Consider the following 23,274-nt stretch of genomic DNA (forward strand, 5'->3'; position numbering starts at 1 on the left):
GGCGAGGATGTGGCGATGTCAGTGGTGTTCCAGGCCCCGCAGAATCAGGATGCGGGTGGATCCCATGCCGAGATGGTCGATCTCACCCGAGATGTCCGCGACCGCACGAACGATGGGCTCGATGTCCACCCCGCGTCCGCGCGCCGTGGCGCACAACTCCCAGATCTGGACGAGGTCGTCGCGGGGATCCTCCGACTGGTCCCGAGCCGAGACGTGGACCAGCCGCCGTCGGAACTCGGCGGCCGCGGATGGCCACTGACCCGTGAGGCCGACCCCCCAGCCGAAGGCCTGGTGGGCCCGGAAGATCTGCCGGACCTCGTCCCTGACCGCCTCGTCACCGGATTCGTACGCGTCCAGCAGTGCGGTCAGGGCCGCCTCCGCCTCGGCCGCCACTCCAGCCTCCTCCACAGGCGGCACCCCGGCCGCCAGCTTCGCCTGCCAGTCCGGATCTGTCAGGTCCACCGGACGGTTGGCGATGTCCCCGAGCAGGGCGTCGATGACAGCGACGTCTTCGCGAACGGTGGCAAGCTGCATGGCCGCGATTATGCTCCGCCACCGCCTCGTCGGTCGTCCCCACGGGAGCCGGTCGTACTGCCGGTCGAGCCCGGTCACCGGCAAGCTGGACATCGACCACGACGGTTGAGCCCGCGAGCACCGGGGCCCGGCGTCAGCGGTCGGTGGATCACCGGGCGCTCAGGCACCGGACCCGGCTGATCAGCGCCTCCGGCCCACCGGTGCCTCCGCGCACATCCACCACCATCAGCTCGACCTTGGCCCCTTCGGAGAGCGGAGCCAGGCAGACGGGTGTGCCTTCGTGGTGGGTCTGACCGGCGTAGTCGACCCACTCCACCGGCCCCAGTTGATAGCCGTGGCCGCCGTCGTCGGCCTTGTTCGCCGACGGTTGCCGCCCATCGGGCCGGACCACGAACGCGCTGGCGTCGGCGTTGACCGCTACGACGGTGCCCGTAACCGCGTGCGGCACCCCCCAGCGGGGGTTCAACAGGGAGTAACAGGCGAGGACCCCGAGTGCGGCACCGGTCAAGCCGGCGACGGCGACCAGTAACCACTGTCGTGCCGACAGGCGCGAGGCGGACGGACGCGGATCCGGATGAAGGGCCGTCGCCACATCGTCGACTGTATCCCCTGTCTTGTGTTGTGGCGGTACCCGTGGGGTCGGACAGCATGGTGGGGTGGCATCGCACGTGGCGCCATCGCCGGAGTCGGCAACGGCGCCGTCTCCTGGGGGCTGCCGCAGGTGCGACGGGCAGGGCATCCGGTCAAACATTGACACTTATCGCTACGGCGGTGATAGTAACTGCATACCGCTCCCATCGGATCGCCTACGGGGACCGTGCTCGGGTGGCCGTCGCGCCCACCTCGATCTGCCCCGCGGCCAGCACAGACCACAATGTCGGGTGGGCGGGCACCAGAACCGGGCCGCCGCCACCACCGGGAGCGTGATCAACGCATCCGTTGGAGGAGTGCATGAGAAGAAGATCGAAGATCTACGTGGGGCTGACGGCCGCCGTCGTCCCGATCGCATCCGTGATCATGGCGCTCGGCGCGACACCGGCCGATGCCGCGGTTGGCGGCTCCGGCCCCTATCCCGCTGACTACGAGACCTCGACCGGCCTGGCCAACCACACCATCTTCCGGCCGCAGACCCTCCCAGCCGAGCGCCTTCCGATCCTCGTCTGGGGCAACGGCGGCTGCTCGGCCAACGGTCTCTCCCAGGGCAATTTCCTCCGGGAGATCGCCTCGCACGGCTTCCTCGCCATCGCCAACGGAGCGCCGAACGGATCCGGCTCCACCACCTCCCAGATGCTCACCCAGTCCATCGACTGGGCCTTCGCGGAGAACTCCCGGCAGGGCAGCAAGTACTACAACAAGATCGACACGACAAAGGTCGCCGTCGCGGGCTTCTCCTGCGGAGGTCTGGAGGCCTACGCCGTCTCCAACGACCCGCGCGTCACCACGACCGGCATCTTCAGCAGCGGTCTGTTGAACGATGCCGACGACTACCAACTCCGGAGACTTACCAAGCCGATCGCGTACTTCATCGGCGGTCCCAGCGACATCGCGTACCCGAACGCCATCGACGACTGGGGCAAGCTGCCAGCCAGCCTGCCCGCCTTCATGGGCAACCTGAACGTCGGGCATGGCGGCACGTACGACCAGACCAACGGCGGCGAGTTCGGCCGGGTGGCGGTGCTCTACCTCAAGTGGCGGCTGAAGGGCGACACCACCGCGGGTGCCAACTTCGTCGGCCCCAACTGCGGTCTGTGCCGCACCCAGTGGACCGTCCAGCAGAAGAACCTGACGCTTGACGACGGCACGCCGCCCACGACGCCACCGCCCACGACGCCTCCCCCGACCACGCCACCGCCCACCACGCCACCGCCCACGACGCCTCCCCCGACCACGCCACCGCCGGGCGCCTGCACCGCTGTCTACTCCGTGCAGGACCAGTGGAACGGCGGATTCGTCGCCAACGTCACGGTAACCGCGGGGTCCAACGCGCTCACCGGCTGGCGGGTCACCCTCAACCTGCCGATCGGAACGTCGGTCAGCTCGCTGTGGAACGGTGTTGCCAGTGGTACCAGCGGCACCATCACCGTCCTGAACCAGAGCTACAACGGGCGACTGGCCGCGGGCCAGAGCACCAGTTTCGGCTTCCAGGGCACCGGGAGCGGCAGCGGAGCCACCGCCGGCTGCAGCGCGACCTGAAGCCCGCCGATCCGGCGAGCACCCCCCGCGAGGGGTCGAGGGGGTGACCCGGCAACCGGGTCACCCCCTCGACACCCGCACCGGACGGAGGCTCAGCAGCCGATCCGGCTGGACCCGACCGCGACGTCGTCGTACCACAGGGTGTCGGCCCCGCCGCCGTAGCTCTCCCAGCCCAGCTTGAGATCGGTGAGCTGGGGCCGCCAGGTCCGGTTGTACCACTGGCCGTCGATGTCGTGCGTTGGTACGCCGTCCGCGGTGAGCCCGGAGATGGAGTTGCCGTCCAGCCAGGTACGGAGCTGACCGGCCGAGCCGTCCACCATGAACTCCAGGCAGGCCCACCGGTTGGTGGGTAGCGGAACGCTCTGCGCCACCCCCGCCGGGCTCTGCTCGGGCAGGGTCGCGTCGTCGGAGGCGCGGTTCCACTGCAGGGCGCCGTTCTGACCGCCGATCCGCAGGTCCTTGTTGCCGTCGGCGGCGTCGGTCATCGCCATCATCGTGGTGTGCTCGGTGGGCTGGGCGGTGGTGTGCCGCACCCAGATCCGGCCGTAGCGGACACTGCCCACGCTGCCCAGGTTCTTGGTGGACCTGATGAAGACGTGGTTGCAGTAGCCGGCCGCGCCGTTGATCCGGACCGCCCGGCTGCCGCTGTGCGTGGTGGCCGTGTCGATGGTGGCCGTGCCGGCACCGGAGCAGTCCGGGTTCACCACGGTCCAGTCGCCGGATGGCGTCGAGCCGCTCTGGTTCTCGAAGCCGTCGCAGAGCACCGCCCCGGCGCACCCGGTCGGCGGCGGGGTCGTCGGCGGCGGCGTGGTCGGGGGAGGCGTCGTGGGCGGCGGGGTGGTCGGCGGGGGCGTCGTCGGTGGCGGCGTGGTCGGCGGCGGCGTCGTCGGTGGCGGCGTGGTGGGCTCGCCGGTCGGGGTTGGCCCGGTGCCGTTGCACGGTACGCCGTTCAGGCTGAACCCGGTCGGCGCGCCGCCGCTGGAGCCGTACGTGCCCTGGACGCCGAACTCGGTGACCCCGGCGGCCGGGATGCTGCCGTTGTACGACATGTTGCGGGCGGTCACCGTCGTGCCGGATTGGCTGACGGTGGCGTTCCAGCCGTTCGTGATGCGTTCGTCCCCGCCGTACGTCCAGGTGACTGTCCAACTGGAGACGGCGGTGTCGCCCGGGGACACCTTCACGCTGGCGGTGAAGCCGCCGGGCCACTGGTTGGGCGTGTAGTCGACCCGGCAGCCCTGGGCGGCCGCGGCGGGGCTGGTGAGCAGGGCCGTTCCGGTAGCGGTCACGGCGGCCAGTGCGGCGACTATCGCCAGGGTCGGGCCGGGGCGGGCGCGGAGAATCGTCATGAGAGGTCCTTCTGCCATCGAGCGGGAGGGTGGCGGCGCGGCGACGCGCGTCCGGAGCGGGACGCAACGCGCCAACGCGCCCTGGTTGCGGCGCGGACGCGCCACAAACGGCTGGTCGGTGCGTACGACCGCGGTGCCCGGCTCGGGATGGACCTGTCAGTCGCCGACGGCCCGGTCACCCGGGACCTCGGCGGCGCCCACCGTCAATCTATTGACGTGAAGCGATGTAATCAAGCGTCACCCGGCCGGTGGAATCACACCAGGTGACGGCCGGCCGGGGCGTTATTCGGTGGACCGGCCGGCTTCGGCCGTGCCAGCGTGGGCCCAACCGGGACCCGGGCCACAGTCGGTCCGGCGGCACGACGGGACACTACCGACCGACGGGAGCACGGCGATGCGAGGCCTCGAAACCTTCCCGCCCATCCGGACGCGAGCTTTCGAGGACCCGTCAGCCCATGCAGACCATCAATCTCGGCATCGTCGCCCATGTCGACGCCGGTAAGACCAGCCTGACCGAACGGCTGCTGCACGCCACCGGCGTCATCGACCGGCTCGGCAGCGTCGACGCGGGCACCACCCAGACCGACCGCGGCGACATCGAGCGTCGTCGGGGCATCACCATCCGCAGCGCCGTGGCCGCGTTCGGGTTACCCGGCCGCCAGGTCAACCTGCTCGACACCCCCGGGCACAGCGACTTCGTGGCCGAGGTCGAACGCGCGCTCGGGGTGCTCGACGCGGCGATCCTGGTGCTGTCGGCCGTCGAGGGAGTGCAACCACACAGCCGGCGGATCATGCGGATCCTGCTGTCGCTCCGGCTACCCACGCTGATCTTCGTGAACAAGATCGACCGGACCGGCGCCCGCGCCGACGAGCTGGTCGCGGACGTACGCCGACTGCTCACCCCGGCCGTCGCCCCGCTGGGCACTGTCCACGCGCCCGGCACTCCCGAGGCCACCTTTCGGCGCTACGACCACAGCGGCACCGGCCAGCTCGCCGAGGCCCTCGCCGAGCACGACGACGAGCTGCTGGCCGCCCTGGTGAACGACCTGCCGCCGGACCCGGATCGGATCGACAGGGCGCTTCGGGTCCAGGTGGCGGCCGGGCAGCTCCACCCGCTGCTGTTCGGCTCGGCGCTGTCCGGAGCCGGCGTACCGGAGCTGCTCGACGCCATCGCGGCCCTGCTCCCGGCGTCGCCGCCGGCCGAGCCCGAGCCGCGGGCCCGGGTCTTCGCCATCGAACGCGACCCCGCGGGCGAGCGGGTGGCGTACCTGCGGTCGTACGGTGGGCAGCTCGGGGCGCGCCAGCGGGTCGTCGCGTACCGTCGGGGGCCGGACGGCAGGGTCACCGCGACCCGCGCCCGGATCACCCGACTCGACGTGATCGGCGTCGCCGCCGACCACGCCGCGCCGGCCGGGCGGGACCATCCGCCGGCCGCGCTGACCGCCGGGCACATCGCCCGGGTCGCCGGCCTGACCGGGGTACGCCTCGGCGACCAGCTCGGCAGCCCGGCCGGCCTGGACGGGCGGTCGTACTTCCCGGCGCCGACCCTGGAGGCGGTGGTGCGCCCCCGCGATCCGGCCCGGACGCTGGCGCTGCACGCCGCGCTGCTGGACATCGCGGACACCGATCCGTTCATCCGGACCCGGGTGGCCCCGGACGGCGGCACGAGCGTGCTGCTCTACGGCGAGGTGCAGCGCGAGGTGCTGGCCGCCACGCTGGCCGAGGCGTACGGGATCGAGGCCGAGTTCGGGTCGGGCCGACTCATGCACGTCGAGCGGCCCGTCGGCACCGGTACGGCGGTGGAGATCATCGGGCACGGCTTCTTCGGCACTGTCGGGTTCCGGGTCGAGCCCGGCCTCGGGGTGGACTACCGGCTGGGGGTCGAACTCGGCTCGCTGCCGTTGTCGTTCCACAGGGCCATCGAGGAGGCCGCCCGCGCCGCTCTCGACCAGGGTCGCCACGGCTGGCCGGTCACCGACATCCGGGTCACCCTCACCCACAGCGGCTACTGGTCGCCGATCACCACTGCCGGGCACTTCCGGGACCTGACGCCGTACGTCCTCATGCGGGCGCTCGCCGAGGCCGGCACCCGGGTCTTCGAGCCGTGCCGACGGTTCGAGGCGGAGGTACCCGCCGACCGGCTCGGCGCTGTCACGTCGTACCTGGGGCAGCTCGGCGCCCGCATCGACGGCACCGACGAGAGCACCGCCGGCTGGCGGATCGGCGGGCTGCTGCCGGCACGGCTCGAACCGCAGGCGCAGCGGCGGCTGCCGGACCTGTCCAGCGGGGAGGGGCTGTGGTCGTCCGCGCCCGGCGGCGACCGCCTGGTGGCCGGCGACCCCCCGTGCCGGCCCCGCACCGACGGCAACCCGTTCGACCGGGTGGAGTATCTGCGCTTCCTCGCCCAACCCCGCAACCGGTGCTGAGGTCCGGCTCTACCGGTGCGGTCCGCCCGGCTCGTGGGCGCGGCGAGCCGTACTGAACCGCCGCTGGTAGGCGGCGGGCGTGATCGACAGCTTGTGGGCGAAGACCCGTCGCATGCTCTCGTAGCTGGGGAACCCGGCGAGCGTCGCGGCCTGCGTCGCGGTGTGACCCTGGTCGAGCAGCGCCCGAGCAAGGTCGAATCGGATCTTCTCCACATAGCGAGCCGGTGTGGTGGACAGCTCGTCGTGGAAGAGCCGGGTGAGGTGCCGGGTGCTCACGTTCAGGTGTTTCGCGAGTTCGGCGAGCGAATGGTCGCCACGGGGGTCCGCCGTCACCAGGTCGGTGATGCGGCGCAGCGCCGGCGACCGGGGCGGCGGCCCCTGCAACGGCGCCGAGAACTGGGACTGGCCGCCCGCCCGCTGCATGTACACCACAAGGGCGCGGGCGACGTCCCGCGTCAGGTCGGGTCCGTGGTCCTCTTCGACGAGCGCGAGCGCCAGGTCGATGCCGGCCGTCACGCCGGCCGAGGTGTACGTGGTGCCGTCACGAACGTAGATCGCGTCGGGCTCGACCCGGCAGGTCGGACACCTGACGGCGAGCTCGTGCGCGACCCGCCAGTGTGTGGTCGCCCGCTTGCCGTCGAGAATGCCGGCGGCGGCGAGGACGAACGCCCCGGTGCAGATCGACGCGACCCGGCCGGCCGCAGCCGCCGGTATCCGGGCGGCGTCGGCCAGGTCGGCGGGGACGTGCGCGCGCGGATAATTATCGGACCCGGCCACCAGCAGCGTGTCGATGGCATGCCCCGGGGAGACGGCACCGTCGACCGCCATCCGGATCCCGAGACTCGACGTGACGTCCGCACCGGTCGGCGACAGCAGCACGATCCGGTAGTCCGCCCCGAACCGGTTCGCCTCCTTGAACACCTCCGCCGGGCCGGCGACGTCAAGCAACGTCACCCCGTCGTAGACGAGGATCGCGACGCGATGGGAGCCCCGACGGTCGCGACCGCCATCGGGCCGGCGGACCGCAGGAATGGACACCGCTTATTGGTATCACCCCATTACCTGTGCTCCCGCTCACGTGCCGACTGCCGGGTGACGAACTTCCGCGATCGTCGGCGAATGGCGGGCGAGATGGTGTGTGATGGAGCGCATATCCGCGATCCCTGACCGTCCGGATATGAGTGGTTCCTGGCCGGCGGAAGGCGGCAGCGTACGACGATCGGAAGGCAGCATGGCGATCGTCAACCGCTACCGACACCGTCCGGAAAGGCAAGCGACCATGCCAGAGGTCATCGCGGGGCTGGAGATTCCTGAGACCGCAGCGGTCGCCGAAGCGACCAGGCACATCCAGGAGACGACCAGGCCGCTCATTTACCACCACTCCCGCCGCGTCTATCTCTTCGGCCTGCTGCACGCGCAGCGGCTTGGCGTGACGCCGGACCCGGAGTTGCTCTATCTGGCGGCGATCTTCCACGATTCCGGCCTGCTGACCCCCTTTTCCGACGTCGAGCAGCGCTTCGAGATCGATGGCGCCGACCACGCCCGTAAGTTCCTCCGGGACCGGGGTTTCTCGACGAGCGCCACCGAGACCGTCTGGACGGCGATCGCGCTGCACACCACGCCGGGCGTCCCCGACCGGATGGGTCCGGAGATCGCGACCACCTACCTCGGCGTCCTGACCGACGTGCTCGGCCTCGGCCTGAGCGGAATCCAGCACGATCAGCTGAACGAGATCCTCGCCGTGCACCCACGGGGTGACTTCAAGGACGGGTTCCTACGAGCCCACCTCGACGGGCTGAAGAACCGCCCCGACACCACGAACGGCACTGTGAACTCCGACATCCTCGAACACTTCATCCCCGGCTTCCAGCGGGTGACAACTGTCGAGCGCATCGTCGGATCCCCTTGGCCGAGCTGAGCTGTCGAGCCGACACGACGAACATTCCTGGAAGGAAGGCATCGAGCATGCGAGCGATCACCATAAGCGACCGAACAGTGGGTGTCAGCGGGCTCACCCTTACCGACATGCCGTACCCGCACGCCGCGGAGAACGACGTCATCGTGCGCGTACACGCGGCCGGCTTCACCCCCGGAGAACTCGACTGGCCGGCGACGTGGTCCGATCGCGCCGGCCGGGACCGGACCCCCACCATCCCCGGGCACGAACTGTCCGGTGTCGTGGCCGAACTCGGCTACGGCACCACCGGGCTCACCGTGGGCCAGCGGGTGTTCGGGCTTACCGACTGGGCCCGTAACGGCTCGCTGGCCGAGTACACCGCTGTGGAGGCTCGCAACCTCGCCCCGCTCCCGGCCGGCATCGACCACACCGTGGCCGCGGCGCTGCCCATCTCCGGACTGACCGCGTGGCAAGGGCTCTTCGATCACGCCCATCTCACGACTGGCCAGCGCGTCCTCATCCACGGCGCGGCCGGTGGCGTCGGCTCGATCGCCGTCCAACTCGCCAGCGAGGTGGGCGCCCACGTGATCGGGACCGGCCGGGCCGACGACCGCGCCGTCGTGCTCGCCCTCGGCGCGCAGACCTTCGTCGACCTGAACGCCGACGACCTGCGGCAGGTCGGCGAGGTGGACGTGGTGCTGGATGTCATCGGCGGCGACGTCCTCGATCGCTCTACCGAACTGGTGCGTCCGGGCGGCACCCTCGTCACCATCGCCGCGCCGCCCACCATCCAGCCGACGAACGGACGAGCGATCTTCTTCGTCGTCGAGCCCGATCGCGCGCGGCTGACCGATCTCGCCCAGCGCCTCCGCAACGGGCACCTCAAGCCCATCGTCGGCGCGGTACGGCCGCTCTCCGAAACGGCCGCCGCGTTCGCCCCCGACCGCCGCACACCCGGCAAGACGATCATCCAGCTCGTGGACGACCAAGAGACGCGGCAGTCGTGACCCGTACCCGACTGGTGCCGGCGTGCTGATCGCCGGCCCGGCCGCACAGATCAGGAGACGCAGATGGCCAAGGTGATCGTCGGTGCGACCCCCTTCGAGGGGCACGTCGGCCCGGTCCTCACGGTAGCGGCGGACCTGGTACGGCGGGGCCACGACGTGGTCGTCTACACCGGGTCGCGGTTCGAGGCACGCGCGCTGGGGACCGGGGCGCGATTCCAGCCGTTGCCGCCGGAAGCCGACCTCGACGACCGGAGGCTGGATTCGCTCTTCCCGCTGCGGGCCACCCTGCCACCAGGGCCGGCCCAGTTGTCGTTCGACTTCGAGACGTTCTTCCTGGGCCAGCTACCCGCGCAGGTGCGGGGTCTGCGGGCGCTCCTGGCGAGGTTCCCCGCAGACGTGGTGGTGGGTGAGCTCGGATTCTGGTCGATACCGGTACTCAGCCTCGCCGCGCCGCCGCGGGAGCGCCCGACGCTCGTGACGCTGGGCTCCGTGCCCCTGCTGATCCAGAGCGCGGACACACCCCCGTTCGGCGCCGGGTTACCGCCGACCCCGGGCGAGGAGGCGCGCGCCCGCAACCGAGCGATGAACGCCGAGGTGCGCCAGCTCTTCGCCGAGCTACAGAGCTTCGGTGCGGCGACGCTCGCCTCGTTGGGTGTGCCGATACCCGACTACCTCTTCGACGTGCCGTTCCGGCACACGGACCACTACCTGCAACTGACAGTGCCCAGCTTCGAGTACCCCCGCGCCGACCTCCCGGAGCACCTGCGCTTCGTCGGGACGCTTCCACCTCCGGCCAGCCGCACCTACGCGGAGCCGGCGTGGTGGCCCGAGCTGTCGGCCGACCAGCCGGTGGTGGTCGTCACGCAGGGGACGGTCGCCAACACCGATCTGACCGAGCTGGTCGTCCCCACGGTGCGTGCCCTCGCCGACCTCGACGTCCTCGTGGTGGCCGCCACCGCACGCCCGGACGGGCCCGAGCTGGTCCGCCGGGCCCTGATCGACGTGCCGGACAACGTGCGGCTGGCCGGGTACGTGCCGTTCGACAGGCTTCTCCCGCACGCCGACGCGCTTGTCACAAACGGTGGATACGGCGGGGTGCAGACCGCCCTGTACCACGGGGTGCCGCTTGTGGTCGCCGGTGCCAGCGAGGACAAGCCGGAGGTGGCGGCCCGCGTCGAGTGGAGCGGCACCGGTGTCAACCTGCATACCGGCCGGCCCAGCCCCACCGAGGTGCGCGCCGCGGTGCGGACGGTGCTGAGCGACCCCGGCTACCGCGCTCAGGCCGGCATCATGGCCAAGGAGATCGGTCAGCACCAACCGTTCGACACGATCGCCGAGATCATCGACGCGTCGACAATCCGCTGAGGACCGGCCGGGGTGCGGGACCGCTCGGGGTGCGGCGGACGCCACCACCGCACCGGCGGTGGTTCGCCGCCCCCTAGACTCGGTTGATCAAGCACGCCGACCATGAGGAGTGCGGCCCGATGCGCGCGACGACGATCCTGCTGGAGCGCCTCCTCGCGGCCGGGATGGGCGAGGTCGACGGGGTGGCACCGGTGGCCGGCGGTGCTGCCGCGGTAGCGGGCATCGCCACCCGCCGGGATGGGCCGCCGGTGTTCGTCAAGGCTTTCGCCGACGGGCCGGCCGACGACGGGGTCTTCGTGGCCGAAGCCGAGGGGTTGACCGCACTGCGTGAACTCGGCGGCGTCCCGACGCCCGAGGTGCTCCGGGCGGACCGTGGACTGCTCGTGCTGTCGGTGCTGCACCCGAGGCCGCCCAGCGAGATCTTCTGGGAACGGCTCGCGCACCTGCTCGCCGCCATGCACCTGAACACGACCCATCCTCGTTTCGGTTGGCACCACGACAACTGGCTGGGCCGCCGCCGCCAGGTCAACACGTGGCATGACAACGGCCACGCATTCTTCGCGGAGCACCGACTGCTCCGGTGGCTCGGAGAGCCCCGGGTGGAGGCGGCACTCGACGCCGAGGACCGGGCGGCGGTGGAGCGACTCTGTGACCGGCTGCCCGACCTGCTGCCGGACCGGCCGGCGTGCCTGACGCACGGCGACCTGTGGACCGAGAACATCCTGGCCACCGCGGACGGCCAGCCGGCGCTCATCGACCCGGCGGTGTCCTACATGTGGGCCGAGGTCGACCTCGCCCACGTGTGGTCCACCTCGCCCCCGCCCGAGGCGCGACGGTTCTTCGACGTCTACGCGGACCTGACCTCGCTCGACGACGACTGGCCGGCCCGGCTCCCGATCGTCCAGCTGCGCCAGCACCTCGCCGTGCTGGCGCAGTTCGACGACGACTGGGGTGCGGCCGACCAGATCCGGGCCGTGCTCGCCCCGTTCCGGCCGCGATCCTGACCCCCGCCCCTCGACTACGGTGACCATGATTGGGGGGGCCATGACGCCGGAGGTGTCGCCGCGACGGGCCAAAGCAGTGCTCGTCGCCCTGTCCCTCGCCGCGTTCGCGTTCATCACCACCGAGTTGCTGCCCGTCGGCCTGCTGACCCACATGGCACTCGATCTCGACCGGTCCCGCTCCGAGGTGGGCCTGCTGGTCAGCGGGTACGCCGTGGTGGTCGTCCTGGCGTCCGTGCCGTTGACCCGGCTGACCCAGCGGATCCCCCGACGGCACCTGCTCGGCGGCACGATGCTCCTGTTCGCCGCCGCGAACGCCACCGCCGCGCTGGCGTCCACGTACACCGTGCTGGCCGGCTCCCGACTCGCCACCGCCCTCGCCCAGGCCCTGTTCTGGTCCGTCGCCACGGCGACCGTGACCGGGCCCTTCCCGGTCGCGGTCCGTGGCCGGGTGGTGGCGCTGTTCGCGACCGGGGCGGCGCTCGCCCCGGTGCTCGGCGTACCCCTGGGCACCTGGCTTGGGCAGCAGGCCGGTTGGCGGGCGGCGTTCGCGGTGCTGGCCGGGGTCGGTGTGGTCATCGCCGCCGCGGTGCTCGTCTTCCTGCCCGGCTATCCCCCGGCCGCTGGCGGCGCCGCCCGGGGGACCGCACCGGACGGACGGCGCTTCACCCTGCTGCTGGTCGCGACCGCCCTCGGCATCGGCGGCTTCATGACCCTGCAGACCTACCTCACACCGTTCCTGCTCGACGTCAGCGGCTTCGCCGACGCGGTGTTGGCGCCGCTGCTGTTCGCCGCCGGTGCAGCCGGTGTCGTCGGCACGCTGGCCGTGGCCCGGACGCTCGACACCCGGCCGACCGCCTCGCTGCTGACGCCGTTGAGCATCGGCACGGCCTCGCTGTTCGGCCTGTACGCGCTCGGCGCGCTCCAGCCCGGTACTGTCGCGTTCGTCGCCGGGATCGGCCTGGCATACGCGACGTTCGGCTCCGCCGTTCAGAGCCGGATGCTGCAACTGGCCCCGGGCAGCACCGACATCGCGTCAGCCGGGGTCAGCACCGCCTTCAACGCCGGCATCGCCGGCGGTTCACTGCTCGGCGGTGTCCTCCTGGCCAGCTCGGGGGCACGCCCGTTGGCCCTCGTCGGCGGGCTGCTGACGCTTCTCGCGCTCACGCTTCTCGCCCTGGACGCGTGGCGGGGCCCCACCCGGCCGGTGCGAAGCGACGACCGTTCCTCCGCGGCCTCGCGGCCGGGCACCCCCGACCGGGACGGAAACGCCGTGTCGCGGTAGGTCCGTCACCTCGTCGCGACGCCTGCCCTGCCTGGTCGGTCGCTCCGCGAGCTCCGGCCTGGCCCAATCCCCGCACCGTCCCGGCCGGGCGACGACCATGCCGGTTGCCCCTATCGTCGGGACATGCCTCAGGAGACCCTCGAAACCGTCAGTCGCTACCGTGTGATCACCGCGGCGGCGGTCCTCCAGCAACAGGTCGATCTACGCGCCTACCCGCACCGGCACCTTGCCGTGGTCGTCTACGCCGTCGGCAGGGACACCATGGCTCAGGCGCTCGCCGCCGCCGACCTGCTCAGTCACCAGGGGTGGGAGCTGATCAACGTAACGCCGGTGGGGAGCAGCAACGCGTTGCACGTGTTCCTGCGCCGCAGGTGAGGTGAGCAGGCCCCCTGGCTCGCGGTCGCCGAGCGGGACGCCAGGGGGCACCCCCTGACGCCAGCAACCCGGGATACTTCCGGCGTGCGCAACGACCTCGACCAGATCGCCGCGGCATTCGCCGATACCCCACTTGCCGGTCTGCCGATCGGGCACGGCCCGTCCGGCACCGTCCTCGTCGCCGACCTCGACCCCGGGCACCTGCGGGAGGCCTGGCAGGCCGCCGACAGGCTGGCGCCGGTCACCGGCCGCCTGCCCGTGTTGGTAAGCGACGACTTCGACGAGTCGATGGGCATTCGGTCCGAGCCCGAGCCGGGCCCGTCGACGGCGGAGTTACGCGCATTCGTCGAGGCGGCGCGGTCTTCCGAACCCTGGCTGGGCTTCCGCCACTACAGCGAGGACCAGGTGGTCGACGAGGGCCAGCTCGACTACCACGCCCGGGGCGCGGCCGGCGTCGACCTGTCGGCGCTGGTGTCGGAGGTGGCACTGCCGACCCCGGTCCCCACGCTGGGGCGGACCCTGTACGAGCGGCTGCTCGCCGACACCGACCTGCACGCCCGGGTCCTGGACAGCGTGCGGTTGGTGACCCAGTTCGACTACTGGTACACCCCGGACAGCACGCTGCTCATGTTGCTGCCCACCGAGGATGTCCGCGCTTCGGCGTACTGGGTGGACTTCAACGGTGCGCTCGTCCCGGATGACCAGGAGCGGCTCGCCGAGGTGCTGGCGCAGTGGCGGCAGCGGTGGGATGCCCGTCTGGTCGCGTCGTGGGGCACCATGCTCCAGTTCCAGGTGGGTCGTCGCCCGACGCCGGGTGACGAGGCGTGGGCCGCGGCCGGCCAACTCAAGGCGCTCGCCCCGAACCTTGAGCTCAGCCGGTGGGAGGTCGCCGTCGCCCTGCCCGCCGGAGACGCCTGGTTCGTCCACAACCGCCCCTGACCAGGTGGTGCGCGGCGCATCCATTTCCTCGCCCACAGCCACCGATCCGGTCGCGGCCCCGGACCCCGGCACTCAGCCGGTGGGGTTCGTGACGGTACGAGAAATGGCGCGGATCAGATCGAGCGGTTCTTCGGTCCAGTGGGAGGCGAGGACGAGTTCACGGGCCGGATCGACCCACAGCAGGTGCCGTCCGCCGTTGCCGCGCGCGCTACGGCCGGTCGTCGGCGCACCGGGCCACGGCACCTGCTCATCGTTGAGCCACCACAGGTAGCCGTATTCCGGTTTGACCGGACACGGGGTCCACGACTGGGTGACCCATTCGGCGCTCAGCAGTCGGGTTCCCGCACAGGTCCCCTGGTTGAGGAAGAGTTGCCCGATCAGGGCCAGGTCGCGGGCCGGGACGAACAGACCCCCACCCCAGTGCGCGCCGCCGGAGACCACCTCGACCGAGTGGCCGTCGACGTCGGCTTTGCTCGTTCGGTACCCGTGCCACGACCACTGGTCAGAGGCGCCCATCGGGTCCATCACCCGCTCGCGCAGCACGTCCGGCAGCGGTCTGCGCAACAGCAGCGTCAGTGCGTACGCGAGCAGGTTCATCCGCACGTCGTTGTATGCCCACCCCTCCCCCGGCGGCGTGCCGTGCGACTCGGTCCCCTCGCGGAAACTCTGCGCGTCGACGCTCGTCGGCTTGCCCCACAACTCACCCTCCCACTGGCTCGACTGCTGCAGCAGATGACGCCAGGTGATCCGCTCGTTGTGCGGCCCGTGGAACTCGGGGATGTCGACGACCTGGTGCACCGGTTGGTCTGGCACCAACAGTCCGTCGTCGAAGGCCAGACCAGCCACGACCGACACGACCGACTTGGTGACGCTGAATGCCATCTCCGGGACGTCCGGGTCACCCCAGGCCGCGACCTCCCGATCCCCGACCCGTACCACACCGCTGGCGGCGCTGGCGGCGAGCAGTGGTCCGACCACCTCTCGGTGACTTGTGTCGGAGACCTGGGCCGCCAGGTAGGTCTCGATGTCGGCGGCAGCACTGGTCCAGTGGGCGCCGAACTCCCGGACGATCCGCTGCAGACGCTGCTGGTCCACTGACAAACCACTCATGCCAGGAAGTGTCCACCACACGCTGTCACCGGAGCAGCCCCGGGTTTCGCCGACTGCCGCTTCCGGGTAGCGGATGGTTCATGAACCGCAATCTCGTCAAGGCGCTCCAGGTTGCCTGGGAGCTGCCGGAGTTCCACAGCGGATTGCGCCACCTGATCGATCTCGACGAGGTGGCGGTGCTGCTGGCCACGCTGTCCGTCGCGGATCATGACCGCGAGGTCGAGCGCAGCCTGGTGAGCCTGCTGCGGTCCGCCCTGGACACGACCGAGATTCGGGAGGCCGTGCTGCTGCTGCTTGAGCAGGACGAGGTACGCCGGCCGGTCGTCGCGGCGGCGGTGGAGCCGCTTGCGGACCGGCCGGGTCAGGCTGCCGCCATCGCCGCGGCGGCCGAGGATCCCGCGGTACGGCGTGAGGTGCGAGCCGTACTGAACAACACCAGGGTGCGCGAGCTGATCTGGCAGGCGATCGACAACCAGGTGAGCGACAACCGGATCGGCCTGATCCGCCAGGTGGCGGTGCTGTTTGTGCGGCATCCGAGCGTGCGGCGGCTCGGGTGGGCCGTGCGCCGGCACGGGGTGTGGCGCGAACTACGTCGCGGATCCGGATCCGCGGCTGTCCACGCCGCTGGCGACGGGCCGCCGGCCGCTCATCTCGGCTGACCGAAGTGGTGGGTGAGCGAGACGCGCAACGTGTCGGCGTCCCCGGCGGACCAGGCGACGAAGCAGTCGGGGCGTACGAGCAACGCGGTGGCGGTGGTGCCCTCCAGCGGGCCGGTGACCACCTCGACCCGGTCGCACCACGGCGCGGCGACCTCGGCGTAGGTGCCAGTGGAGTCCAGCAGCAGCGGCCGGGCGGCGCGGGTCAGTTCGGCCAGACGCACCGGACCGTGGTCACCGTGCACAACCACGTCGGGGGCGCAGCGGCCGGCCAACGGGTCAGCGGGGTCGGCCGGGTAGCGGACGTCCGCGCCGGACATCAGCGCCGCGATGTGCCCGGTCACCTCCGGCTTGGCCAGCAGTTCGGCGAAGAGCTGCCGCAGGCCGGTGATCTCCGCGCCGGGGCTGATCAGCGCCGACTGCGCCTGGGTGGACATGACGACCCGTTCCGCCACGGGGCGACGCTCACTCTCGTACGTGTCGAGCAGGCCCTGCGGTGCCCAGCCACGCACCGTGGCGGCGAGTTTCCATCCCAGGTTGGCGGCGTCCTGTAGACCCAGGTTGAGGCCGGGGCCGCCGATCGCGGGGTGCACGTGCGCGGCGTCGCCGACCAGCAACACACGGTCGGCACGGTAGCGGGTGGCGATGCGGGTGTTGCCTCCGGTCAGCCGCCGCAGCAGGCCGGGGCCGTCCGGCGCGTCGAGCGGAACGTCGGCGCCGAGCACCCGGGCGACGCTGGCGCGCAGTTCCGCGAGGCTCATCGGGGTCTCGTCGCTCGTCGGCACGTCGGGCCACTCCGTCGCGCTCAGGATCGCCGGCCGGCCGGGGAACGGGGCCCAGGCGATCAGGCCACGCTCGGTGCGGGTGTGCTGGAACGGCGGGACGACGCCGTAGCCGGGGACGCGCAGACCGCCGGTCTCGGGATCGAGGAATGACGCGGGGACGGTCACGGTGGCGGTGCGGGACACCGACCGGTCGTTCGTGACGCCGGGGAAGTCGATACCGGCGAGGCGGCGCACCACGCTGCGTCCGCCGTCGGCGCCGACGAGGAAGCGACAGCTGAGCCGCGTACCGTCGGCAAGGCCGACCTCGATCGCGTCGGGGCGTTGGCGCAGGTCGACGACCTCGTGGCCGCGGCGCAGGTCGACGCCGAGTTCGACGGCCCGGTCGGCGAGGGCGGCTTCGAGCTGGGCTTGGGGCACGCCGAGCACGTAGTGCGGGTTCTCCGCGAGCATCGTGAGGTCAAGCGGGAACGCGCCGAAGGTGAATGCTGGTTGAGGGGTCGGCGGGGTGCTCTCGCCGCTGAGCCGCTCGTAGAGGCCGCGCCGGTCGAGGAGGCGGACGACCTGGCCGACGAGGCCGTTGGCGCGGGGCTCGCCGGTGGGCGTGACGTGACGTTCGAGGACGACGGGGCGGACGCCGGCGAGGGCGAGTTCGCAGGCGAGCATGAGGCCGTTGGGACCGGCTCCGACGATGATGACATCGATCACGATCGTGATCCTTTCGGGGCGTGCGTCATCGCCACGGCAGGCGCGGCACACGGCCGGCCCGCCGCGGGGTACGCGGCTGAGGAAGTGGATCAGGCGGTGCGGGAGCTGAGGCGGAGCGTCAGCGAGGCGGTGCCGGAAGGCCGGCGGCGAGCTGGGTGAAGGCGTCGGTGATGAGGTGCTCGATCGGGGTGGGCGGGTCGGGGCTGTCGAGGTAGTGCTGCATGGCGACGGCGACTGCGGCGCTGGCGGCGGCCGCGACGAGCCTCGGGTACATGTCGGTGGCGAGGTCGGTGCCGGTGCGCTCGGCGACCGCCGCGGCCAACTCGGCCTCGGCGATCGCGACGGCGCGCAGTCGCTCGCCCTGCAGTGCGGGCTCAGCGAGCATGGTGCGGACGCCGGCCACCCACTGGGCGTGCGCGGGCGATGGCATCGCCTCGACCTCGGGGCCCCGGGTGAACTGATCGAGCGCGGCCTGGGTGAGCGCGGCCCAGAGCGGCTCGCCGACGGGACGTTCGCGCAGCGCGGCGGCGGTGCGCAGACTGCGGTCGAGATGGCGGGAGGCGATCGCCTCGGCCTTGCTGGAGAAGTAGTTGTTGAAGGTGCGCGGGGACACCCCGGCCGCCGCGGCGATGTCCTCCACGCGGACGTTGTCGTAGCCGTGCTCCGCGGTGAGGTGGATCGCGGCCCAGCCGAGCGCCGCCCGCGTCTCGGCCTTCTTGCGCTCCCGCAGCCCTGTCATGCCACCACGCTAGCACTACTTGCGTCCGGCGCAAATATGCGCGCCCCGCAAAAATATCCCTGCCGGCTCAGCGGTCCGGGTCCGACCGAGCGGTGTCGCGCATCTGGTGCCGCTCGGCGGGGCGGCGTGGACAGTGCGGACGCACGTCGCGGACCCGGCCAACCACGACCAGGTCCGCGCTCAGGCAGCACGTGTACGCGAACCGGGCGCTCGCGGCCCGGTCAGGCGCTAGTAGGTGAAGGTCCAGAGGAAGTAGAAGCCGGGGGCGCTGGGGCCGTACTGGCGGTACTCGCAGTAGTACCAGCTCCACTGCCCGGTCCGGGCGCCCTCACTGCCGTAGCTGTTGCAGAACTGGCCGTCGTAGTAGACCCCGCGCAACGTGCCGCCCTGCGGGTCCGCCGCAGCCGGCGTGGCGCCGATCCCGACCAGCCCACCCAGTGCGAGTGCCACCGCCGCCACCACTGTCGCCCATCTGCGTCCGCGCATGAAGTCTCCTCCCACAACAGTCCGCGGCGCACCGACGCTCCCCATCGAGCCAGGGCCGGGACATCGACGTTCGTGAAAGTAAGGCTGGCATGGACATGCGTGGATAGATTCCCGTCAACGGCCGGCGCTACCGCGATGATCCGCCAGCGTGGTCTCCGTCGAACGGGCATCCACAGTGACCACGCGGAGTCAGCTCGGGACGGGCCACCGCGGGTGCGGCGGCGGTGATCCGACCACGCACACGCGAAGCTGGCGTTGCCCGGAGGCCGCGCTGCCGGTCAGGTCCGGTCGATGAGGTCGAGGCCGGTCAGGTCGGCCGAGAGTGCCCAGAGCCGGGCCGCCGCACCGCTGTCCCCCGGGCTGCCGTCGGTGACCTGGCAGTCCGCGCAGTAGTCGCCGCCGTACCCGTCGAGGTCACGCGAGGTGGCGGCCCAGACCTGGGTCGCCGCGCCCTGCTCGACGGTCTTGAACAGGCCCGGCGCCGGAGTTCCGTCGGCGTCGATCCAGCCGGCGGCGACCATCTCCTCGACCGCGAGGTGTCGTTGCAACGGGGTTTGGATGTAGCCCGGATTGACGGAGAAGGCGCGCACCCGGTGCGACCTGCCGAGCAGGTCGAGGTGGCGGGCGAACAGGATGTTCGCGAGCTTGGACTGGGCGTAGGCCGCCCATTTGTCGTAGCCGCGCTCGAAGTGCACGTCGTCCCAGCGGATCCGCCACGAGGGGTCGCGCCCGGAGGCGACCGAGACGACCCGAGCATTTCCGGCGGCGGTGAGCGCCGGCCACAGCAGGTTCGTCAGCGCGTGGTGGCCAAGGTGGTTGATCGCGAACTGCGCCTCCCAGCCGGGGCCTACCCGGGTCTCCGGGCAGGCCATCACCCCGGCGCCGGCGACCAGGATGTCGAGGACGGAATGACAGCGGAGGAACCGTTCGGCGAACGCCTGGACGGAGGCGAGGTCGGCGAGGTCGACCTGGTCGACCTCGACCCCGGCCACGTCGGCGAGCGCCCGCTGAGCCGTGTCCGGCCGCCGAGCGGGGACGACGACCCGAGCCCCGGCCCGGGCGAGCGCCCGGGTGGTGGCAAGGCCGAGGCCGGAGTAGCCGCCCGTGACGACTGCGGTCCTGCCGGTGAGGTCGACTCCGGCGAGGACGTCGCCGGTGGTGCTGTGGGCGCCGAACACGGCGCGGGTCGGGTCGCTGGTCATGTCGCCCGACGCTAGGTGCTGGACCGCGGTCTAGGTCAACGGCCACGGGCTACGGGCCACGGGCCACGGGCTACGGGCTACGGGCCACGGGCTACGGTCGGCACTGTGTCGGACGGAGACCTGAGCATCGGGCAGGTGGCGCAGCGCACCGGGCTGAGCGTGCACGCCCTGCGGCTCTACGAGCGTAGGGGCCTGTTGGCCAGCGAGGTGCGGCGCGACGGATCGGGCCGGCGGGTCTACAGCGCCTGGGACGTCGAATGGTTGACGAACTGCGTGAAGTTCCGGGCCTCCGGGATGCCCCTCACCACGATCAGCCAGCTGGCCCGACTCGTCCGCGAGGGCAGCGGCAACGAGGCCGAACGGCTTCAGCTGCTCCGCGAACACCAGCGCCGCATCACCGCGCAGCTCGCGCAGCTGAGCGACTGCCTCGACCTCGTCAACGACAAGGTGGCAAGCTACGAAGAACACCTCGCCGCCGGCGCGACCGGCGATCCCTGGTAGCAGACCCGGCCCGGGGCGCCTACGGAACTGTGAGGAACCCAGCGCCGAGGCCCAGCACGGCACCGGCCGTCCCCTCGCCGCTCCCCACGAGCCCGAACAACAGACCGAGCCCGGTCAAGCTCAGCATGTCCCAGGCCAGCGCGCCGCGGCCAGGTCACCTGCGTCTCACCCTCTGCTCGCGGCCTGTTCGGTAATTAGCTCGACGTCGGCGACGGGGGCCGAGTTCCGCTCTGTCGAGATGATCCACTTCGTTCGCGTCAGGCCGAGGGCAGCCACCGCGAGTACGGGTGGCAGCAGGAACGGGGCGCGGTGTCCGAACTGCTCCACGAGCATGCCGGCGAGTGACTGACCAACGGCCGTGCCGATGGGCCCGGCGGCGCAGACGATGGTCATCGCTGTCGCGATTCGGGTGGGCGCCAGTCGCTCGGTGAGGGCGTAGATGCTGATCAGGTGTGGCGCGACAGCGAACCCCGCCACCAGGACGACCACCACGAGTGGCAGCGGCCCGCCCCCGGCGGGCAGCAGGATCATGGCGATGAGCAGCCCGAGAGCGGAGAGCCGATAGCGGGTCCGCAAGGGCACCCGCGGTGGGAGCCAGGCGTAGCCGATGCCGGCCACGGCGCTACCGACGCCGAGTGCGGCGTACAGCATCCCGCCGGCGGCGGGGTTGTCCGCTGCGGTGGCGTACGCCGTCACACCTACCTGAACGCTGCCGAAGACGGCGCCCATGATCGCCATGGCGGCACACAACGCGGCCACCCCGGCTCTGGGCAGTGGCGCTGTCGACGTCCGCGCCGGCGTCGGTTCGGGCGCGGTTTCGTACAGCATCGCCAGGGGCACCGCAGCGGCGAGGAGGAGCACGATGCAGGCAGTCAGTGGCGCACCGGCCGGGACCGGCGCCGAGGCCGCAGCAACAGTCCCGACGACGGCGGGCCCGGCGATGAAACTCGCTTCGTCCGCAGCGGCCTCGTACGCCAGCGCGGTGGTGACCAGACCTGGCCGCGCAGGCCGCGACCTCGCCAGATAGGACCAGTGAACGCGGATCAGGGGACCTACCTGCGGTTGGGTCGCGCCGACGAGGACAGCCGCAGCGAAGAGCACGTGACGGTCAGCGAGGGTGGCGGCCAGGAGACCGGTCAGGGCGATGGCGTTCGCGATGGCCATGAACAGGCCAAGCCGACGGATGCTGGTGCGATCCGCGAGCCGTCCGACGACGATGCCACCCGCGCCGATGGCGAGGCTCTGCGCCGCGGCGGCCGCCCCGGCGAAGGCGTAGCTGCCCGTGCTCTGCTGCAACAGCAGCAGCGTGGCCAGGGGTGTCATCGCGTACGGCAGCCGCGCGACGAACCCGATGGGAAAGACGGCGAAGCGGGTAGCGCGGGCAAGATCTCGGTACGACACGGCGTTCTCCTCGCATGACGAAGAGACGCGCCTACCCAGCCACCGGACGCGTGCACATCCCGATTCCACGCGCAGATTACCAGCGCGGCCCTGCGAACAGCCCCGCCGAACGTCTCGGGGCAAGATCTCGGGGTGAGCAACCGCGAAGAAGTGTTGAAAGGCAACGTCACCACCGGGGTCGTACGGGTCGGCGACACTGTTCGTCGGCCGGTCGGACCCTGGACGGAGACAGTCGATCTGCTGCTCGGGCATCTGCATGCAGTGGGATTCACTTCGTGCCCTCGTCCGCTGGGCCGGGACGAGCGGGGCAGGCAGGTGCTCGAATACGTGCCCGGCGAGATGGGTGCGGAGTCCGGCACGTACTCCATAGTGGAACTGCGCTCGATTGGCCAGATGCTGGCGCGGCTGCATGCGGCGCTGGCCAGCTTCGTACCGCCGGCCGGCGCCACCTGGAACCAGGTCATCCCGCCCGACCGGAACGAGATGATCTGCCACAACGACGCCACAGTGGGACGTGCGTATTCGTGGACGACGACGCTGGCGGTGGGCGGCGGCAGGGCTGGCCGCCCTGTTGCTGGCGGTGGGTGCGACGGTGGGTGCGGCGTACCCGTCGGTTGCCGCGACCACCTGCCCCCGTTGCTACGGCCTGGTGCCGGTGCGCGACGGGCTCTATGCCGAGCGCGGGTCGTCGGACGCTGACCAGCAGCGGCTCATCGCGGCGTACGGCGATGCCAATCAGCGGGTCGACGCCTTCTACCCGGGCCGCAAGAGTGCGCCGACAGTGCTCGCGTGCTTCACGCCCAGCTGCTACGAGCGGATCGGCGGTGGTGGCGAACGGGGAGTGGCCGTGCTCAACCGGGCGGTGATGCTGTCACCCCGGGGCATCGACCCGGTGATCACCGCACACGAGCTCTCGCATGTGGAGCTTCATGTGCGCCTCGGTTCCCGACGTGACCAGATTCCCCAGTGGTTCGACGAGGGGCTTGCCGTGCTGGTCTCCGACGACGGGCGGTACCTGCTGCCTGCCGACGCTCCGGACCGCTGCCGCATCGCCTCATTGGAGGCGCTGCCACGGACACTGCCCGAATGGCTACGCGCTGCCGGTTCGGATGAGCAGGTGTACGCCAGAGCCGCCTGCCGGGTGTACCGGTGGGTCGACGCACGCGGCGGGCACCAGGCCGTGCTCGACCTCGTCGACCGACTCAACCGCGGCGAACAGTTCTCCGCGCTTGTCGATGGTTGACCTGAGCGGGGGCTGCCGTGGTGCATTCGTTGCAGGCGGTGGCTGAGGGGCGCGCGGCTCAGCCACCGCCAATGCTGG

At 71.4% G+C, this 23,274-nt stretch carries 22 protein-coding genes; 12 read left to right on the forward strand and 10 right to left on the reverse strand.

Annotated elements, in window-relative coordinates; all coding sequences use genetic code 11:
* Nucleotides 1-18 precede the first annotated feature (18 nt).
* Both AB0B86_RS08225 and AB0B86_RS08230 read right to left on the reverse strand, forming a co-directional pair.
* On the reverse strand, nt 19-534 hold the full coding sequence (locus AB0B86_RS08225) for a hypothetical protein (RefSeq protein ID WP_357409409.1): 516 nt from the start codon (nt 532-534) through the stop codon (nt 19-21).
* Between the two features lie 148 nt (nt 535-682).
* Nucleotides 683-1,126 carry a hypothetical protein gene (locus tag AB0B86_RS08230; RefSeq protein WP_357409408.1) on the reverse strand — a complete coding sequence of 148 codons (444 nt, stop codon included), beginning with the start codon at nt 1,124-1,126 and terminating at the stop codon, nt 683-685.
* Nucleotides 1,127-1,485: 359 nt separating this feature from the next.
* Here AB0B86_RS08230 and AB0B86_RS08235 point away from each other — a divergent pair, with 359 nt between their 5' ends.
* Nucleotides 1,486-2,727 (forward strand): cellulose binding domain-containing protein, encoded by a 1,242-nt coding sequence (locus tag AB0B86_RS08235; RefSeq protein ID WP_357416874.1) that lies wholly within the window; start codon nt 1,486-1,488, stop codon nt 2,725-2,727.
* Nucleotides 2,728-2,819: 92 nt separating this feature from the next.
* Here AB0B86_RS08235 and AB0B86_RS08240 read toward each other — a convergent pair whose 3' ends face one another.
* On the reverse strand, nt 2,820-4,073 hold the full coding sequence (locus AB0B86_RS08240) for a cellulose-binding domain-containing protein (protein WP_357416876.1): 1,254 nt from the start codon (nt 4,071-4,073) through the stop codon (nt 2,820-2,822).
* A gap of 455 nt (nt 4,074-4,528) precedes the next feature.
* Here AB0B86_RS08240 and AB0B86_RS08245 point away from each other — a divergent pair, with 455 nt between their 5' ends.
* Nucleotides 4,529-6,499 carry a translation factor GTPase family protein gene (locus AB0B86_RS08245; RefSeq protein WP_357416878.1) on the forward strand — a complete coding sequence of 657 codons (1,971 nt, stop codon included), beginning with the start codon at nt 4,529-4,531 and terminating at the stop codon, nt 6,497-6,499.
* A gap of 9 nt (nt 6,500-6,508) precedes the next feature.
* Here AB0B86_RS08245 and AB0B86_RS08250 read toward each other — a convergent pair whose 3' ends face one another.
* A complete protein-coding gene (locus tag AB0B86_RS08250; RefSeq protein ID WP_357416880.1) occupies nt 6,509-7,537 on the reverse strand; it encodes a DJ-1/PfpI family protein in 1,029 nt (342 codons plus the stop codon).
* A gap of 241 nt (nt 7,538-7,778) precedes the next feature.
* Here AB0B86_RS08250 and AB0B86_RS08255 point away from each other — a divergent pair, with 241 nt between their 5' ends.
* The 7 genes from AB0B86_RS08255 (at nt 7,779) to AB0B86_RS08285 (ending at nt 14,368) form a co-directional block, all read left to right on the forward strand.
* Nucleotides 7,779-8,417 (forward strand): HD domain-containing protein, encoded by a 639-nt coding sequence (locus AB0B86_RS08255; protein ID WP_357409398.1) that lies wholly within the window; start codon nt 7,779-7,781, stop codon nt 8,415-8,417.
* 47 nt (nt 8,418-8,464) lie between these two features.
* On the forward strand, nt 8,465-9,403 hold the full coding sequence (locus AB0B86_RS08260; RefSeq protein WP_357416883.1) for an NADP-dependent oxidoreductase: 939 nt from the start codon (nt 8,465-8,467) through the stop codon (nt 9,401-9,403).
* 63 nt (nt 9,404-9,466) lie between these two features.
* On the forward strand, nt 9,467-10,768 hold the full coding sequence (locus AB0B86_RS08265; RefSeq protein WP_357416886.1) for a nucleotide disphospho-sugar-binding domain-containing protein: 1,302 nt from the start codon (nt 9,467-9,469) through the stop codon (nt 10,766-10,768).
* A 119-nt stretch (nt 10,769-10,887) separates the two neighbouring features.
* Nucleotides 10,888-11,772 (forward strand): fructosamine kinase family protein, encoded by an 885-nt coding sequence (locus AB0B86_RS08270; RefSeq protein WP_357416888.1) that lies wholly within the window; start codon nt 10,888-10,890, stop codon nt 11,770-11,772.
* Between the two features lie 25 nt (nt 11,773-11,797).
* The gene (locus AB0B86_RS08275) at nt 11,798-13,054 is read left to right on the forward strand and encodes an MFS transporter (protein WP_357416891.1); all 1,257 of its coding nucleotides are present in this window, start codon (nt 11,798-11,800) and stop codon (nt 13,052-13,054) included.
* Nucleotides 13,055-13,177: 123 nt separating this feature from the next.
* Nucleotides 13,178-13,429, forward strand: a complete 252-nt coding sequence (locus AB0B86_RS08280; RefSeq protein ID WP_357409387.1) for a transcriptional regulator — start codon at nt 13,178-13,180, stop codon at nt 13,427-13,429.
* Between the two features lie 84 nt (nt 13,430-13,513).
* A complete protein-coding gene (locus AB0B86_RS08285) occupies nt 13,514-14,368 on the forward strand; it encodes a DUF4253 domain-containing protein (protein WP_357409385.1) in 855 nt (284 codons plus the stop codon).
* A 72-nt stretch (nt 14,369-14,440) separates the two neighbouring features.
* On the opposite strand, the gene AB0B86_RS08290 is transcribed toward AB0B86_RS08285, so the two are convergent.
* On the reverse strand, nt 14,441-15,478 hold the full coding sequence (locus tag AB0B86_RS08290; RefSeq protein ID WP_357409383.1) for a serine hydrolase: 1,038 nt from the start codon (nt 15,476-15,478) through the stop codon (nt 14,441-14,443).
* Nucleotides 15,479-15,558: 80 nt separating this feature from the next.
* Here AB0B86_RS08290 and AB0B86_RS08295 point away from each other — a divergent pair, with 80 nt between their 5' ends.
* Nucleotides 15,559-16,137, forward strand: coding sequence for a hypothetical protein (locus tag AB0B86_RS08295; protein WP_357409381.1), 579 nt, complete (start codon nt 15,559-15,561; stop codon nt 16,135-16,137).
* Here AB0B86_RS08295 and AB0B86_RS08300 read toward each other — a convergent pair.
* The 4 genes from AB0B86_RS08300 to AB0B86_RS08315 all read right to left on the reverse strand — a co-directional run bounded on the left by AB0B86_RS08300 (nt 16,125) and on the right by AB0B86_RS08315 (nt 20,051).
* Nucleotides 16,125-17,624, reverse strand: a complete 1,500-nt coding sequence (locus AB0B86_RS08300) for an FAD-dependent monooxygenase (protein WP_357416895.1) — start codon at nt 17,622-17,624, stop codon at nt 16,125-16,127. The two genes, AB0B86_RS08295 and AB0B86_RS08300, sit on opposite strands and share 13 nt — an antisense overlap.
* A gap of 118 nt (nt 17,625-17,742) precedes the next feature.
* Nucleotides 17,743-18,363 carry a TetR family transcriptional regulator gene (locus tag AB0B86_RS08305; protein WP_357416899.1) on the reverse strand — a complete coding sequence of 207 codons (621 nt, stop codon included), beginning with the start codon at nt 18,361-18,363 and terminating at the stop codon, nt 17,743-17,745.
* A 228-nt stretch (nt 18,364-18,591) separates the two neighbouring features.
* Nucleotides 18,592-18,849 (reverse strand): hypothetical protein, encoded by a 258-nt coding sequence (locus AB0B86_RS08310; protein WP_357409374.1) that lies wholly within the window; start codon nt 18,847-18,849, stop codon nt 18,592-18,594.
* Between the two features lie 278 nt (nt 18,850-19,127).
* A complete protein-coding gene (locus AB0B86_RS08315; protein WP_357416901.1) occupies nt 19,128-20,051 on the reverse strand; it encodes an oxidoreductase in 924 nt (307 codons plus the stop codon).
* Nucleotides 20,052-20,156: 105 nt separating this feature from the next.
* On the opposite strand from AB0B86_RS08315, the gene AB0B86_RS08320 reads away from it, so the two are divergent.
* Nucleotides 20,157-20,552 carry a MerR family transcriptional regulator gene (locus AB0B86_RS08320; protein ID WP_357416904.1) on the forward strand — a complete coding sequence of 132 codons (396 nt, stop codon included), beginning with the start codon at nt 20,157-20,159 and terminating at the stop codon, nt 20,550-20,552.
* 165 nt (nt 20,553-20,717) lie between these two features.
* On the opposite strand, the gene AB0B86_RS08325 is transcribed toward AB0B86_RS08320, so the two are convergent.
* A complete protein-coding gene (locus tag AB0B86_RS08325) occupies nt 20,718-21,953 on the reverse strand; it encodes an MFS transporter (protein WP_357416906.1) in 1,236 nt (411 codons plus the stop codon).
* A gap of 514 nt (nt 21,954-22,467) precedes the next feature.
* On the opposite strand from AB0B86_RS08325, the gene AB0B86_RS08330 reads away from it, so the two are divergent.
* Nucleotides 22,468-23,196 (forward strand): hypothetical protein, encoded by a 729-nt coding sequence (locus AB0B86_RS08330; protein WP_357416908.1) that lies wholly within the window; start codon nt 22,468-22,470, stop codon nt 23,194-23,196.
* Nucleotides 23,197-23,274 lie beyond the last annotated feature (78 nt).

Origin of the sequence: Micromonospora sp. NPDC049047 (assembly GCF_040649135.1) — a bacterium.
Classification (GTDB): Bacteria; Actinomycetota; Actinomycetes; order Mycobacteriales; family Micromonosporaceae; genus Micromonospora.